Origin of the sequence: Pseudomonas sp. 25 R 14 (genome assembly GCF_900004755.1) — a bacterium.
GTDB classification, from domain to species: Bacteria; Pseudomonadota; Gammaproteobacteria; order Pseudomonadales; family Pseudomonadaceae; genus Aquipseudomonas; species Aquipseudomonas brenneri.
Map to the genome: position 1 here is coordinate 1 of NZ_CVTS01000031.1, position 15,121 is coordinate 15,121.

The 15,121-nt window shown below is 55.8% G+C and carries 11 protein-coding genes and 4 tRNA genes; all 15 read left to right on the forward strand.

Annotated elements, in window-relative coordinates; translation table 11 throughout:
• Positions 1-266 precede the first annotated feature (266 nt).
• Complete coding sequence (gene birA / locus BFQ03_RS07085) at positions 267-1,226, forward strand: bifunctional biotin--[acetyl-CoA-carboxylase] ligase/biotin operon repressor BirA (RefSeq protein ID WP_065942767.1); 960 nt, start codon at positions 267-269, stop codon at positions 1,224-1,226.
• On the forward strand, positions 1,216-1,965 hold the full coding sequence (locus BFQ03_RS07090; RefSeq protein ID WP_032861603.1) for a pantothenate kinase: 750 nt from the start codon (positions 1,216-1,218) through the stop codon (positions 1,963-1,965). The genes birA and BFQ03_RS07090 overlap by 11 nt, the downstream gene beginning before the upstream one ends.
• A gap of 7 nt (positions 1,966-1,972) precedes the next feature.
• Positions 1,973-2,419: a hypothetical protein gene (locus BFQ03_RS07095; RefSeq protein WP_032861606.1), complete on the forward strand. Its 447-nt coding sequence runs from the start codon at positions 1,973-1,975 to the stop codon at positions 2,417-2,419.
• A 142-nt stretch (positions 2,420-2,561) separates the two neighbouring features.
• A tRNA-Tyr gene (locus BFQ03_RS07100) sits at positions 2,562-2,646 on the forward strand.
• Between the two features lie 24 nt (positions 2,647-2,670).
• Positions 2,671-2,744 (forward strand) — tRNA-Gly (locus BFQ03_RS07105).
• A gap of 26 nt (positions 2,745-2,770) precedes the next feature.
• Positions 2,771-2,846, forward strand: a tRNA-Thr gene (locus BFQ03_RS07110).
• Positions 2,847-3,004: 158 nt separating this feature from the next.
• A tRNA-Trp gene (locus tag BFQ03_RS07115) sits at positions 3,005-3,080 on the forward strand.
• 45 nt (positions 3,081-3,125) lie between these two features.
• Positions 3,126-3,494, forward strand: a complete 369-nt coding sequence (secE, locus tag BFQ03_RS07120; protein WP_029299242.1) for a preprotein translocase subunit SecE — start codon at positions 3,126-3,128, stop codon at positions 3,492-3,494.
• A 9-nt stretch (positions 3,495-3,503) separates the two neighbouring features.
• The gene (nusG, locus tag BFQ03_RS07125) at positions 3,504-4,037 is read left to right on the forward strand and encodes a transcription termination/antitermination protein NusG (RefSeq protein WP_003176436.1); all 534 of its coding nucleotides are present in this window, start codon (positions 3,504-3,506) and stop codon (positions 4,035-4,037) included.
• 117 nt (positions 4,038-4,154) lie between these two features.
• A complete protein-coding gene (rplK, locus tag BFQ03_RS07130; RefSeq protein ID WP_003210097.1) occupies positions 4,155-4,586 on the forward strand; it encodes a 50S ribosomal protein L11 in 432 nt (143 codons plus the stop codon).
• Positions 4,586-5,281: a 50S ribosomal protein L1 gene (gene rplA / locus BFQ03_RS07135; protein ID WP_003176434.1), complete on the forward strand. Its 696-nt coding sequence runs from the start codon at positions 4,586-4,588 to the stop codon at positions 5,279-5,281. Before rplK ends, rplA begins: the two co-directional genes overlap by 1 nt.
• A 199-nt stretch (positions 5,282-5,480) precedes the next feature.
• Complete coding sequence (gene rplJ, locus BFQ03_RS07140) at positions 5,481-5,981, forward strand: 50S ribosomal protein L10 (protein ID WP_032861608.1); 501 nt, start codon at positions 5,481-5,483, stop codon at positions 5,979-5,981.
• Between the two features lie 78 nt (positions 5,982-6,059).
• Positions 6,060-6,425: a 50S ribosomal protein L7/L12 gene (rplL, locus tag BFQ03_RS07145; protein WP_003176432.1), complete on the forward strand. Its 366-nt coding sequence runs from the start codon at positions 6,060-6,062 to the stop codon at positions 6,423-6,425.
• Positions 6,426-6,644: 219 nt separating this feature from the next.
• On the forward strand, positions 6,645-10,718 hold the full coding sequence (rpoB, locus tag BFQ03_RS07150) for a DNA-directed RNA polymerase subunit beta (protein ID WP_032861610.1): 4,074 nt from the start codon (positions 6,645-6,647) through the stop codon (positions 10,716-10,718).
• A 64-nt stretch (positions 10,719-10,782) separates the two neighbouring features.
• Positions 10,783-14,982 carry a DNA-directed RNA polymerase subunit beta' gene (rpoC, locus tag BFQ03_RS07155; RefSeq protein WP_032861612.1) on the forward strand — a complete coding sequence of 1,400 codons (4,200 nt, stop codon included), beginning with the start codon at positions 10,783-10,785 and terminating at the stop codon, positions 14,980-14,982.
• Positions 14,983-15,121: the final 139 nt, after the last annotated feature.

The following is a 15,121-nucleotide window of genomic DNA, read 5'->3' on the forward strand; positions in this document are numbered from 1 at the left end:
CCGAACTCAGCAGTGAAACGATGCATCGCCGATGGTAGTGTGGGGTTTCCCCATGTGAGAGTAGGTCATCGTCAAGATTAAATTCCAGAACCCCAATTGCGAAAGCAGTTGGGGTTTTGTTTTGGGCGCTCGGAAAGGGGCAGTGGCAAGCTTCAAGCGTTTAGCTGCAAGACTCAGGGCCCGCCCTTATCACCTGTCAGCTTGCTTTCTATGCAATGGCCCTACGCATGGCTATCATGCGTGCCTCATTGTGAGGCGAGACCTGCATGCTGACGTTGTTAAAACTTCTGAAAGATGGCCGATTCCATTCGGGTGAAGCGCTAGGCGCAGCCCTGGGCGTCAGTCGTAGTGCTGTGTGGAAGCAGCTCCAGCATCTGGAGGTTGAGCTGGATCTGACCATTCATAAAGTCAGGGGTAGAGGCTATCAATTGGCGTCCCCGCTGGTTCTGCTGAGTGCTGACGAGATCGCCTTGCAGTCGCCGCTGTGCGCAGGTTCGGTTTTTATATCCGATACCATCGACTCCACTAATGCCGAGGCTCTACGTCTTATCGATGCGGGGCAAGCGGCACCCTTCCTGGTTCTCTCTGAGCAGCAGACTGCTGGCAGGGGGCGTCGAGGGCGTCAGTGGGTCAGTCCATTTGCACAGAATGTTTACTACAGCCTTGTGCTGCGTATCGATGGTGGTTTACGACAGCTTGAAGGCCTGAGCCTCGTCGTGGGGTTGGCAGTAATGCAAACCCTGCGCGATCTTGGTGTCCAGGGGGCAGGTTTGAAATGGCCTAATGACGTTCTTGTTGGGTCGAAGAAGATTTCGGGCATTCTTCTTGAATTGGTAGGGGATCCCGCTGATGTTTGCCACGTGGTGCTCGGTATTGGTATCAACGCAAACATGCGGGGCGCTGCGGAAGTTGATCAGCAGTGGACATCGATACAGCTAGAAACGGGGCGAGTGGTAGATCGAAATCATCTGGTCGCTCATCTGGGCCAGGCGTTGCAAGTTTATCTGGAGCGTCATAGGGACTTCGGTTTTGCGGTCATCCGAGAGGAGTGGGAGCGCAATCATCTATGGCAGGGTAGGGCGGTGTCGTTGATCGCCGGTGTCAACCAGATAGATGGTGTTGTGCTGGGTATCGACGGTCAGGGCGCGCTACGTCTTGAAGTGAATGGTGTTGAGAAAATCTACAGTGGCGGTGAGTTAAGCCTGAGGTTGCGTGATGATTCTTGAGCTCGACTGTGGGAATAGCTTCATCAAATGGCGTGTCCTTGAGGCAAGCCAGGCGGCCGTTTTTGCTGAAGGTGTTGTTGATTCGGATGTGGCGTTGCTGGGTGGTCTTCACTCACTGGCTGGTCTTTCACTGCAGCACTGCAGATTGGTCAGTGTGCGCGCTCAGGAAGAGACCAATCGCCTGGTAGGCGTGTTGGTTGCAGCCTTTGGTGTCTCTATAAGCTGTGCTGCGCCAGCGCGTGAGATGGCGGGTGTGCGCAATGGGTATGAAGAGTACGCCCGTTTGGGGCTGGATCGTTGGCTGGCGATGCTTGGAGGTTTCCAGCTAGCCTCTGGAGCATGCCTGGTACTTGATTTCGGTACGGCGGCCACTGCTGATTTCATCACGGCAGATGGCGAGCATCTTGGGGGGTTTATCTGCCCTGGTATGCCGCTGATGAGAAATCAGCTGCGCACCCACACCCGAAAAATACGCTATGACGATGTTGCCGCTGAGCGTGCATTGGAAAGCCTTGTACCTGGACGTACCACTGCCCAGGCCGTTGAGCGGGGTTGTACGCTCATGCTGCGTGGATTCGCGCAGTCGCAACTGGAGCTGGCCCGCAGTTACTGGGGGGGCGACTTTTCGGTTTTCCTTACGGGTGGTGATGCTGAGTTGGTCGCTGACGCCTTGCCAGGCGCTCGCTTCGTTCCGGACCTGGTATTTGTCGGCTTGGCGATGGCATGCCCTTTGTCTTGAGGTTTTTATGCGTTGGTTGTTTCTGTTGTTGCTGGTCCTCAATGTCTTTTATTACGTCTGGCACCAGCAAGAGGCGCCCTTGCGTGCAAAGGATGTAACGCCCTTGGCGCTATATCGGGGCTCTCAGCAGGATATTCAGTTGTTGAGCGAGTCGGCTGACGCTGTGGCGCGTCGCGATCGGCCCAAGGCTCCAGAGGCGCCTGCAGGTTGCTTGTATATCGGTGGGTTCGCAGGCCAGGAGCAAGCCCAGTTCCTTGAGCAGCGTCTGATCAGCCTGGATATCAAGGCTCGAATCCAGTCGTTGGTCTCGGCGGGCGCGCCTTCTTTCTGGTTGCGTGTAGCACCTGAAAGTCGCCGCCTGGCTGACGATCTGCCGTTTGAAAGCCTTGCTAATGAATTCAATGAGTTAAAACATAAAATAATGCCGTGCGAAGGCATTGCAACTGTCGAATAGTTTGCATAGAATGGCGCCCGCTCCACAGTGATGACCCTTTCGGGAAGTTGGTGTGAAGCGATCGTCACGCAGCTAACCTCATATTTTTAATGAGAAAATGCTTGACAGAAGGTCGGCGTAATGTAAAATGCCGGCTCGCTTAGGAGGGGTTCCCGAGCGGCCAAAGGGATCAGACTGTAAATCTGACGTCTACGACTTCGAAGGTTCGAATCCTTCCCCCTCCACCATTTTTAGCGTGAGCTGCAAGCTTCGCGGGTATAGTTTAGTGGTAGAACCTCAGCCTTCCAAGCTGATGATGCGGGTTCGATTCCCGCTACCCGCTCCAAGTTTGCAGGTTGTGCAAGATGTTTCGCTCTTGTAGCTCAGTTGGTAGAGCACACCCTTGGTAAGGGTGAGGTCAGCGGTTCAAATCCGCTCAAGAGCTCCATATAACAAGGCAGATATGAAAATATCTGCCTTTGTTTTAACAGCTGTCTCGGCTTGATTCTGTTTTACCTGGTGTTATCAGGTTGTTTCAAGTCTCTTGGGGTTGGTTGTTGTAAAGTCTTTTTCAGGCCTGCATAATGGTCGGCCTGATTTTGTTTTAGGTCAGTAGCTCAATTGGCAGAGCGACGGTCTCCAAAACCGTAGGTTGGGGGTTCGATTCCCTCCTGACCTGCCAGATTCACGTGGTGTATCTGGCTTTCTTTTCACAGGATCTTCATAGATGACTCCTAAGGCTGAAGCTCAAAGCTCTCGTTTCGATCTGGTTAAGTGGCTCGCTGTCGTCGCTTTGGTGGTCGTAGGCGTTGTTGGCAATCAGTATTATTCTGCTTCGCCGATCCTGTACCGCGTACTCGTATTGCTTGCTCTTGCTGCTGTGGCTGTGTTTATCGGTCTGCAGACTGTAAAGGGTAAGTCTTTCGCCGTACTGGTTAAGGAAGCTCGCACCGAAATACGTAAAGTCGTTTGGCCAACTCGCCAAGAAACCACGCAGACCACGCTAATTGTTGTGGCTGTTGTTCTGGTTATGGCGTTGCTGTTGTGGGGTCTTGATTCCCTGCTCGGCTGGCTTGTTTCCTTGATTGTTGGCTAAGGGTGTCCCGTGGCTAAGCGTTGGTACGTTGTGCATGCTTACTCGGGTTACGAGAAGCATGTCATGCGCTCTTTGCTAGAGCGCGTAAAGCTGGCAGGCATGGAAGATGGCTTCGGCGAAATTCTGGTTCCCACTGAAGAAGTGGTAGAGATGCGCAATGGCCAGAAGCGCAAAAGCGAACGCAAGTTCTTCCCTGGCTACGTGCTGGTACAGATGGACATGAATGAGGGTACTTGGCACTTGGTCAAGGACACTCCTCGCGTGATGGGCTTTATCGGCGGTACCGCTGACAAGCCTGCGCCGATCACCGACAAAGAGGCGGAAGCGATTCTGCGTCGTGTTGCTGATGGTAGCGACAAGCCGAAGCCGAAGACATTGTTCGAGCCGGGCGAAGTTGTTCGTGTCACTGATGGTCCGTTTGCTGATTTTAACGGCACTGTCGAAGAAGTTAACTACGAAAAGAGCCGGATCCAAGTGGCAGTGCTCATTTTCGGTCGCTCTACTCCGGTAGAGTTGGAGTTCAGCCAGGTCGAGAAGGTCTAGCTGACAAAGCATCCCAACCCCGCAGCCTTAGGCTGTGGGGTTTTGTCGTCACTGGGATAAACGCGCAAGTAACCGGGGAGCCTTTCGAGGCGCTTGAACCCGTAATTGGAGTGCCTCATGGCCAAGAAGATTACCGCTTACATCAAGCTGCAAGTGAAGGCCGCTCAGGCCAACCCTAGCCCACCCGTCGGTCCAGCTCTGGGTCAGCACGGCGTGAACATCATGGAATTCTGCAAGGCCTTCAACGCCCGTACTCAGGGTATTGAGCCAGGTCTGCCGACTCCAGTGATCATCACTGTATACAGCGACCGTAGCTTCACTTTCGAAACCAAGTCGACCCCGGCTTCGGTTTTGTTGAAGAAAGCTGCTGGTCTGACTAGCGGTTCCGCTCGTCCGAACACCGTTAAGGTTGGCACTGTAACTCGTGCTCAGCTGGAAGAAATCGCGAAAACCAAAAACGCGGATCTGACTGCAGCTGATATGGATGCAGCCGTGCGTACCATCGCCGGTTCTGCTCGTAGCATGGGCCTTAACGTGGAGGGTGTGTAATGGCTAAGCTGACCAAGCGCCAAAAGGCTATCGCCGGCAAAATCGAAGCGGGCAAGTCCTACAACTTTGTAGACGCTGCTGCCCTGCTGACCGAGCTGTCGACTGTCAAGTTCAGCGAGTCCGTTGACGTTGCTGTAAACCTGGGTGTTGACCCACGTAAATCCGACCAGGTCGTTCGTAGCGCTACTGTGCTGCCACACGGTACTGGCAAGACTGTACGTGTTGCTGTCTTCACCCAGGGCCCGGCAGCTGAAGCTGCTCTGGCCGCTGGCGCCGATCGCGTTGGCATGGACGACCTGGCTGCCGAAATGAAAGGCGGCGACCTGAACTATGACGTCGTTATTGCCTCCCCGGATGCAATGCGCGTTGTAGGTCAGTTGGGTCAGATCCTGGGCCCACGTGGCCTGATGCCTAACCCGAAAGTCGGTACCGTAACGCCAGACGTAGCCACCGCGGTTAAAAACGCCAAGGCTGGTCAGGTTCGTTATCGCACCGACAAAAACGGCATCATTCACACCTCCGTTGGCAAGGTCGGCTTCGACGCCGTCAAGCTGAAGGAAAACGTTGAAGCCCTGATCGCTGATCTGAAGCGTATCAAGCCAGCTTCCTCGAAAGGTATCTACGTCAAGCGCGTTACCCTGAGCACCACTATGGGCCCAGGTCTGGTCATCGACCAAGGCTCGCTGGACGTATAAGACACACATTGGCGTGAGTGATCGCGCCAATTGAAAGATTGGGGTCCCTGCCTGGCGGGGGCTATCCAAGACCGTAGGCGACGCAAGTCTTAAACCATCAAGCCTACGCAGATGGTGCTCCCGGTTCCTTACCGAATCAGACACCAAAACGACATCCGGCCTAGGCCAGATGAAACGGTAACAAGCAGGAGTTAAACCCGTGGCAATTAATCTCGAAGACAAGAAGGCCATCGTCGCTGAAGTCAACGAGGCTGCCAAAGCTGCTCTGTCCGCTGTCGTGGCTGATGCCCGTGGTGTGACAGTAAGCGCTATGACCGGACTCCGTAAAGAGGCTCGTGAAGCTGGCGTATACGTACGTGTTGTACGTAACACCCTGCTCAAGCGCGCTGTTGCTGACACTGAATACAGTGTCCTCAACGACGTGTTCACCGGCCCGACCCTGATTGCGTTCTCCAAAGATCACCCGGGCGCTGCTGCTCGTTTGTTCAAGGAATTCGCCAAGGGTCAGGATAAGTTCGAGATCAAGGCAGCTGCGTTCGAGGGCAAGTTCCTCGCAGCTAACCAAATCGACGTACTGGCAACACTGCCGACCCGTAACGAAGCTATTTCTCAGCTGATGAGCGTGATTCAAGGCGCTACCAGCAAGTTGGCTCGTACTCTGGCCGCAGTTCGCGAGCAAAAAGAAGCTGCCGCAGCCTAAGGCTGAGCGACCTCTCTCGCGTTTTTTTGTTTATTTCGATGGCCGCGTAGGCCGTCCCCCAATTCAGGAAATACAGCAATGTCTATCTCCCAAGACGATATCCTCAACGCCGTAGCTGAAATGTCGGTTCTGCAGGTTGTTGAGCTGATCAAAGCTTTCGAAGAAAAATTCGGCGTTTCCGCTGCCGCTGCTTCCGCTGGCCCAGCTGTTGCTGCTGTTGCTGCTGAAGAGCAAACCGAATTCAACGTCATGCTGCTGGAAGCTGGCGAGAAGAAAGTAAACGTGATCAAGGCAGTACGTGAACTGACCGGTCTGGGCCTGAAAGAAGCCAAGGCTGTAGTTGACGGCGCTCCTGCCCAGGTTCTGGAAGCTGTGTCGAAAGACGCCGCTGACAAAGCCAAAGCTACTCTGGAAGAAGCAGGCGCTAAAGTCGAGCTGAAGTAAGCATCGACCTTGCGTCTCCAGCCCAAGCGTTAAGCTGAAGGCTGATGGCTGGTGGCTCTTGCCACCGGCCTTTTTCCGTTCTTGGCTGTCGACTCGGTCGCCGCCACTAACGCGCTGTAGCCACCCGATGCGGTGGTGCAAACCATGGGGTTTGCAAGATTTTCTGGCTGCTCCCGTCGGGAGGGCCAAACAAGCAGGTGACCAAGCTGGGGAACGCTGATGGCTTACTCATATACTGAGAAAAAACGTATCCGCAAGGACTTTAGCAAGTTGCCGGACGTCATGGATGTCCCGTACCTTCTGGCTATCCAGCTGGATTCGTATCGTGAATTCTTGCAGGCGGGAGCGACCAAAGATCAGTTCCGCGACGTGGGCCTGCATGCGGCCTTCAAATCCGTTTTCCCGATCATCAGCTACTCCGGCAATGCTGCGCTGGAGTACGTCGGTTATCGCCTGGGCGAACCGGCATTTGATGTCAAAGAATGCGTGTTGCGCGGTGTTACGTACGCCGTACCTTTGCGGGTAAAAGTCCGTCTGATCATTTTCGACAAAGAATCGTCGAACAAAGCGATCAAGGACATCAAAGAGCAAGAAGTCTACATGGGCGAAATCCCATTGATGACTGAGAACGGTACCTTCGTTATCAACGGTACCGAGCGTGTAATTGTTTCCCAGCTGCACCGTTCCCCGGGCGTGTTCTTCGACCACGATCGCGGTAAGACGCACAGCTCCGGCAAGCTCCTGTACTCCGCGCGGATCATTCCGTACCGTGGTTCGTGGTTGGACTTCGAGTTCGACCCGAAAGACTGCGTGTTCGTGCGTATCGACCGTCGTCGCAAGCTGCCGGCCTCGGTACTGCTGCGCGCGCTCGGCTATACCACTGAGCAAGTGCTGGACGCCTTCTACACCACCAACGTATTCAGCCTGAAGGATGAAACCCTCAGCCTGGAGCTGATTGCTTCGCGTCTGCGTGGTGAAATTGCGGTCCTGGACATTCAGGACGAGAAGGGCAAGGTCATTGTTGAAGCTGGCCGTCGTATTACTGCGCGCCACATCAACCAGATCGAAAAAGCCGGTATCAAGTCGCTGGACGTGCCTCTGGACTACGTCCTGGGTCGCACCACCGCCAAGGTCATCGTTCACCCGGCTACAGGCGAAATCCTGGCTGAGTGCAACACCGAGCTGAACACCGAGATCCTGGCAAAAATCGCCAAGGCCCAGGTTGTTCGCATCGAGACCCTGTACACCAACGACATCGACTGCGGTCCGTTCGTCTCCGACACCCTGAAGATCGACTCCACCAGCAACCAATTGGAAGCGCTGGTCGAGATCTATCGCATGATGCGTCCTGGCGAGCCACCAACCAAAGACGCTGCCGAAACCCTGTTCAACAACCTGTTCTTCAGCCCAGAGCGCTATGACCTGTCTGCTGTAGGCCGGATGAAGTTCAACCGTCGTATCGGTCGTACCGAGATCGAAGGTTCGGGCGTGTTGTGCAAGGAAGACATCGTTGCGGTCCTGAAGACTCTGGTCGACATCCGTAACGGCAAAGGCATCGTCGATGACATCGACCACCTGGGTAACCGTCGTGTTCGCTGCGTAGGCGAAATGGCCGAGAACCAGTTCCGCGTTGGCCTGGTACGTGTTGAGCGTGCGGTCAAAGAGCGTCTGTCGATGGCTGAAAGCGAAGGCCTGATGCCGCAAGACCTGATCAACGCCAAGCCAGTGGCTGCGGCGGTGAAAGAGTTCTTCGGTTCCAGCCAGCTCTCGCAGTTCATGGACCAGAACAACCCGCTCTCCGAGATCACCCACAAGCGCCGTGTTTCTGCACTGGGCCCAGGCGGTCTGACGCGTGAGCGTGCTGGCTTTGAAGTTCGTGACGTACACCCGACGCACTACGGTCGTGTATGCCCGATCGAAACGCCGGAAGGTCCGAACATCGGCCTGATCAACTCCCTGGCGGCCTATGCGCGCACCAACCAGTACGGCTTCCTGGAAAGCCCGTACCGTGTGGTGAAAGACGCGTTGGTCACCGACGAGATCGTCTTCCTGTCCGCCATCGAAGAAGCTGATCACGTGATCGCTCAGGCTTCGGCCACGATGAACGACAAGAAAGTCCTGATCGATGAGCTGGTAGCTGTTCGTCACCTGAACGAGTTCACCGTCAAGGCGCCGGAAGACGTCACCTTGATGGACGTGTCGCCCAAGCAGGTAGTTTCGGTCGCAGCGTCGCTGATCCCGTTCCTGGAGCACGATGACGCCAACCGTGCGTTGATGGGTTCCAACATGCAGCGTCAGGCTGTACCCACCCTGCGTGCCGACAAGCCGCTGGTAGGTACCGGCATGGAGCGTAACGTAGCTCGTGACTCCGGCGTTTGCGTCGTGGCTCGTCGTGGCGGCGTGATCGACTCTGTTGATGCCAGCCGTATCGTGGTTCGTGTTGCCGATGACGAAGTTGAAACTGGCGAAGCCGGTGTCGACATCTACAACCTGACCAAGTACACCCGCTCCAACCAGAACACCTGCATCAACCAGCGTCCGCTGGTGCGTAAGGGTGATCGGGTTCAGCGCAGCGACATCATGGCAGACGGTCCGTCCACCGATATGGGTGAGCTGGCACTGGGCCAGAACATGCGCATCGCGTTCATGGCCTGGAACGGTTACAACTTCGAAGACTCCATCTGCCTGTCCGAGCGTGTGGTTCAGGAAGATCGCTTCACCACGATCCACATTCAGGAACTGACCTGTGTGGCGCGTGACACCAAGCTTGGGCCTGAAGAGATCACTGCAGACATCCCGAACGTGGGTGAAGCTGCACTGAACAAGCTGGACGAAGCCGGTATCGTTTACGTAGGTGCTGAAGTTGGCGCTGGCGACATTCTGGTAGGTAAGGTTACTCCGAAAGGCGAGACCCAACTGACGCCAGAAGAGAAGCTGTTGCGTGCCATCTTCGGTGAAAAAGCCAGCGACGTTAAAGACACCTCCCTGCGTGTACCTACCGGTACCAAGGGTACTGTCATCGACGTACAGGTCTTCACCCGTGACGGCGTTGAGCGTGATGCTCGTGCACTGTCCATCGAGAAGACCCAGCTCGACGAGATCCGCAAGGACCTGAACGAAGAGTTCCGTATCGTTGAAGGCGCGACCTTCGAACGTCTGCGTTCCGCCCTGGTAGGCCACAAGGCCGAAGGCGGCGCCGGCTTGAAGAAAGGTCAGGACATCACCGACGAAGTACTCGACGGTCTTGAGCACGGCCAGTGGTTCAAACTGCGCATGGCTGAAGATGCTCTGAACGAGCAGCTTGAGAAGGCCCAGGCCTACATCGTTGATCGCCGCCGTCTGCTGGACGACAAGTTCGAAGACAAGAAGCGCAAACTGCAGCAGGGCGATGACCTGGCTCCAGGCGTGCTGAAAATCGTCAAGGTTTACCTGGCAATCCGTCGTCGCATCCAGCCGGGCGACAAGATGGCCGGTCGTCACGGTAACAAAGGTGTGGTCTCCGTGATCATGCCGGTTGAAGACATGCCGCACGATGCCAATGGCACCCCGGTCGACGTCGTCCTCAACCCGTTGGGCGTACCTTCGCGTATGAACGTTGGTCAGATCCTTGAAACCCACCTGGGCCTCGCGGCCAAAGGTCTGGGCGAAAAGATCAACCGTATGATCGAAGAGCAGCGCAAGGTCGCTGACCTGCGTAAGTTCCTGCACGAGATCTACAACGAGATCGGCGGTCGCAACGAAGAGCTGGACACCTTTACCGACCAGGAAATCCTGGATCTGGCGAAGAACCTGCGCGGCGGCGTTCCAATGGCTACCCCAGTGTTCGACGGTGCCAAGGAAAGCGAAATCAAGGCCATGCTGAAACTGGCAGACTTGCCAGAAAGCGGCCAGATGCAGCTGTTCGACGGCCGTACCGGCAACAAGTTCGAGCGCCCGGTTACTGTTGGCTACATGTACATGCTGAAGCTGAACCACTTGGTAGACGACAAGATGCACGCTCGTTCTACCGGTTCGTACAGCCTGGTTACCCAGCAGCCGCTGGGTGGTAAGGCTCAGTTCGGTGGTCAGCGTTTCGGGGAGATGGAGGTCTGGGCACTGGAAGCATACGGTGCTGCATACACTCTGCAAGAAATGCTCACAGTGAAGTCGGACGATGTGAACGGTCGTACCAAGATGTACAAAAACATCGTGGACGGCGATCACCGTATGGAGCCGGGCATGCCCGAGTCCTTCAACGTGTTGATCAAAGAAATTCGTTCCCTCGGCATCGATATCGATCTGGAAACCGAATAACACGTGACGCGAATCGAGAGCGGGGCTATTTAGCCCGCTCTCTGCTCCGCCAGGAGGAAAGGCCTTGAAAGACCTACTGAATTTGCTGAAAAACCAGGGTCAAGTCGAAGAGTTCGACGCCATCCGTATTGGACTGGCATCGCCTGAGATGATCCGTTCGTGGTCGTTCGGTGAAGTTAAAAAGCCGGAAACCATCAACTACCGTACGTTCAAACCTGAGCGTGACGGCCTGTTCTGCGCCAAGATCTTTGGCCCGGTAAAGGATTACGAGTGCCTGTGCGGTAAGTACAAGCGCTTGAAGCACCGTGGTGTGATCTGCGAGAAGTGCGGCGTTGAAGTTGCACTGGCCAAGGTTCGTCGTGAGCGCATGGCGCACATCGAGCTGGCTTCGCCGGTTGCCCACATCTGGTTCCTGAAATCGCTGCCGTCCCGTATCGGCTTGCTGATGGACATGACCCTGCGTGATATCGAACGCGTTCTCTACTTCGAGAGCTATGTCGTTATCGATCCAGGCATGACCACCCTTGAAAAGGGTCAGTTGCTGAACGACGAGCAGTACTTCGAAGCGCTGGAAGAGTTCGGCGACGATTTCGATGCCCGCATGGGTGCCGAAGCTGTCCGCGAACTGCTGCACGCTATCGACCTGGAGCACGAGATTGGCCGTCTGCGCGAAGAAATTCCGCAAACCAATTCCGAAACCAAGATCAAGAAGCTGTCCAAGCGTCTGAAGTTGATGGAAGCCTTCCAGGGTTCCGGCAACCTCCCAGAGTGGATGGTGCTGACCGTTCTGCCGGTTCTGCCGCCAGACCTGCGTCCGCTGGTACCGTTGGACGGTGGTCGTTTCGCGACGTCCGACCTCAACGACCTGTACCGCCGCGTGATCAACCGTAACAACCGCTTGAAGCGCCTGCTTGATCTGTCCGCTCCGGACATCATCGTGCGCAACGAAAAGCGTATGTTGCAGGAAGCTGTCGACGCCTTGCTCGACAACGGTCGTCGTGGCCGCGCTATCACCGGTTCCAACAAGCGTCCTCTGAAATCCCTGGCTGACATGATCAAGGGTAAGCAAGGTCGTTTCCGTCAGAACTTGCTCGGTAAGCGTGTTGACTACTCCGGTCGTTCGGTAATTACCGTAGGCCCGACCCTGCGTCTGCACCAGTGCGGTCTGCCTAAGAAGATGGCGCTGGAGCTGTTCAAGCCGTTCATCTTCGGCAAGCTGGAAATGCGCGGTCTCGCGACCACCATCAAAGCGGCCAAGAAAATGGTCGAGCGCGAACTGCCAGAGGTTTGGGACGTTCTCGCTGAAGTGATCCGTGAACACCCGGTTCTCCTCAACCGTGCACCGACCCTTCACCGTCTGGGTATCCAGGCGTTTGAACCGGTACTGATCGAAGGTAAGGCTATCCAGCTGCACCCTCTGGTCTGTGCTGCGTACAACGCCGACTTCGACGGCGACCAAATGGCCGTGCACGTACCGCTGACACTGGAAGCCCAGTTGGAAGCGCGTGCGTTGATGATGTCGACCAACAACATTCTGTCGCCAGCCAACGGTGAGCCAATCATCGTTCCGTCGCAGGACGTTGTATTGGGTCTGTACTACATGACCCGTGAAGCGATCAACGCCAAGGGCGAAGGTCGTGTGTTCGCTGACCTGCAAGAAGTTGACCGTGTGTTCCGTGCCGGCGAAGCCGCACTGCACGCCAAGGTCAAGGTGCGGATCCACGAAACCGTCAACGACCGTGACGGCGGCAGCGTGAGCAACGTTCGTATCGTCGACACCACTGTCGGCCGTGCGCTGTTGTACCAGGTTGTGCCAAAAGGCCTGTCGTACGACGTCGTCAACCTGCCGATGAAGAAAAAGGCGATCTCCAAGCTGATCAACCAGTGCTACCGCGTGGTTGGTCTGAAAGAGACCGTGATCTTCGCTGACCAGTTGATGTACACCGGTTTTGCTTACTCGACCATTTCCGGCGTTTCCATCGGTGTTAACGACTTCGTTATCCCGGATGAAAAAGCCCGCATCATCAGTGCCGCCACTGACGAAGTGAAAGAGATCGAGAGCCAGTACGCCTCCGGCCTGGTAACCCAGGGCGAGAAGTACAACAAAGTGATCGACCTTTGGTCCAAGGCCAACGACGAAGTGTCCAAGGCGATGATGGCCAACCTCTCGAAAGAGAAAGTCATCGACCGTCATGGTGTCGAAGTCGATCAAGAGTCTTTCAACTCGATGTACATGATGGCCGACTCGGGCGCACGGGGTTCTGCTGCGCAGATCCGTCAGCTCGCCGGTATGCGTGGCCTGATGGCCAAGCCGGACGGTTCCATCATCGAAACGCCGATTACTGCGAACTTCCGTGAAGGTTTGAGCGTACTTCAGTACTTCATCTCCACGCACGGTGCTCGTAAAGGTCTGGCGGATACCGCGTTGAAAACCGCTAACTCCGGTTACCTGACTCGTCGTCTGGTAGACGTTGCACAAGATCTGGTTGTAACCGAGATCGATTGCGGCACCGAGCATGGCCTGCTGATGACTCCGCACATTGAAGGCGGTGACGTTGTAGAGCCGCTGGGTGAGCGCGTATTGGGTCGTGTTATTGCCCGTGACGTATTCAAGCCAGGTACCGAGGAAGTTATCGTTCCTGCCGGCACCCTGGTAGATGAGAAGTGGGTCGAGTTCATCGAACTCAACAGCATCGACGAAGTGATTGTTCGCTCGCCGATCAGCTGCGAAACCCGCTACGGCATCTGCGCCAAGTGCTACGGTCGTGACTTGGCTCGTGGTCACCAGGTGAACATCGGTGAAGCGGTTGGCGTTATCGCTGCCCAGTCCATCGGTGAGCCGGGTACCCAGCTGACCATGCGTACGTTCCACATCGGTGGTGCGGCAAGCCGGACCTCCGCGGCTGACAGCGTTCAGGTGAAGAATGGCGGTACTGTCCGTCTGCACAACCTGAAACACGTTGAGCGAGTGGATGGCCACCTGGTTGCTGTGTCCCGTTCCGGTGAGCTGGCAATCGCTGATGACTTCGGTCGTGAGCGTGAGCGTTACAAGCTGCCGTACGGTGCTGTGATTTCGGTTAAAGAAGGTGACAAGGTCGACGCTGGCGCAATCGTGGCCAAGTGGGATCCGCACACTCACCCAATCGTTACCGAAATGAAAGGTACCGTGACCTACGTGGGCATGGAAGAAGGCATCACGATCAAGCGTCAGACTGACGAATTGACCGGTATGACCAACATTGAAGTACTCGACGCCAAAGATCGTCCAGCTGCCGGTAAAGACATCCGTCCTGCCGTGAAGATGGTCGATGACAACGGCAAGGATCTGTTGCTGCCAGGCACTGACGTTATCGCTCAGTACTTCCTGCCAGCCAACGCCCTGGTCGGTGTGGCGGATGGTGCGAAGATCGCGATCGGTGATGTTATCGCGCGTATCCCGCAAGAAACTTCGAAGACCCGCGACATCACCGGTGGTCTGCCGCGTGTTGCCGACTTGTTCGAAGCTCGTCGTCCGAAAGAAGCGTCGATTCTGGCTGAAGTCAGCGGCACCATCGCGTTCGGTAAAGAAACCAAGGGCAAGCGCCGTCTGGTCATTACCCCGAACGACGGTACCGATCCGTACGAAGAGCTGATTCCGAAGTGGCGTCACCTGAACGTCTTCGAAGGCGAACAGGTAAACCGCGGCGAAGTTATCTCTGACGGCCCGAGCGATCCACACGACATCCTGCGTCTGCTGGGTGTGAGTGCGCTGGCCAAGTACATCGTTAACGAGATCCAGGACGTTTACCGTCTGCAGGGCGTGAAGATCAACGATAAGCACATCGAGACCATCCTGCGTCAGATGCTGCGTAAAGTTGAAATCGCTGAATCCGGCGATTCGAGTTTCATCAAGGGCGACCAGATGGAACTGACTCACGTACTGGTAGAGAACGAGCGTCTGGGCGCGGAAGACAAGTTTGTCTCCAAGTTCACTCGTGTTCTGCTGGGTATCACCAAGGCGTCGTTGTCCACCGAATCGTTCATCTCGGCGGCTTCCTTCCAGGAAACCACTCGCGTACTGACCGAAGCGGCGGTAACCGGCAAGCGCGATTACCTGCGCGGCCTGAAAGAAAACGTGGTTGTGGGTCGTCTGATCCCAGCCGGTACCGGCTTGGCCTACCACAGCGAGCGCAAGCGTCGCCGTGAACTCGACAAGCCGCTGCGCGTAAGCGCCAGTGAAGTGGAAGCTGCACTGACCGAAGCGCTGAACTCTAGCGGTAACTGAGTTCTGCGATAAATAAGACCGGGCCCTGGCAGCCCCGTTCGTCGGAACAAGACAGTTTTGTCGGGTTTCGATGGAGGGGGAGGTCGGGGCCTTGCCTTGACTGGGGGCAAGATCCTCTTTAGACTCTTGTACCCCTAAA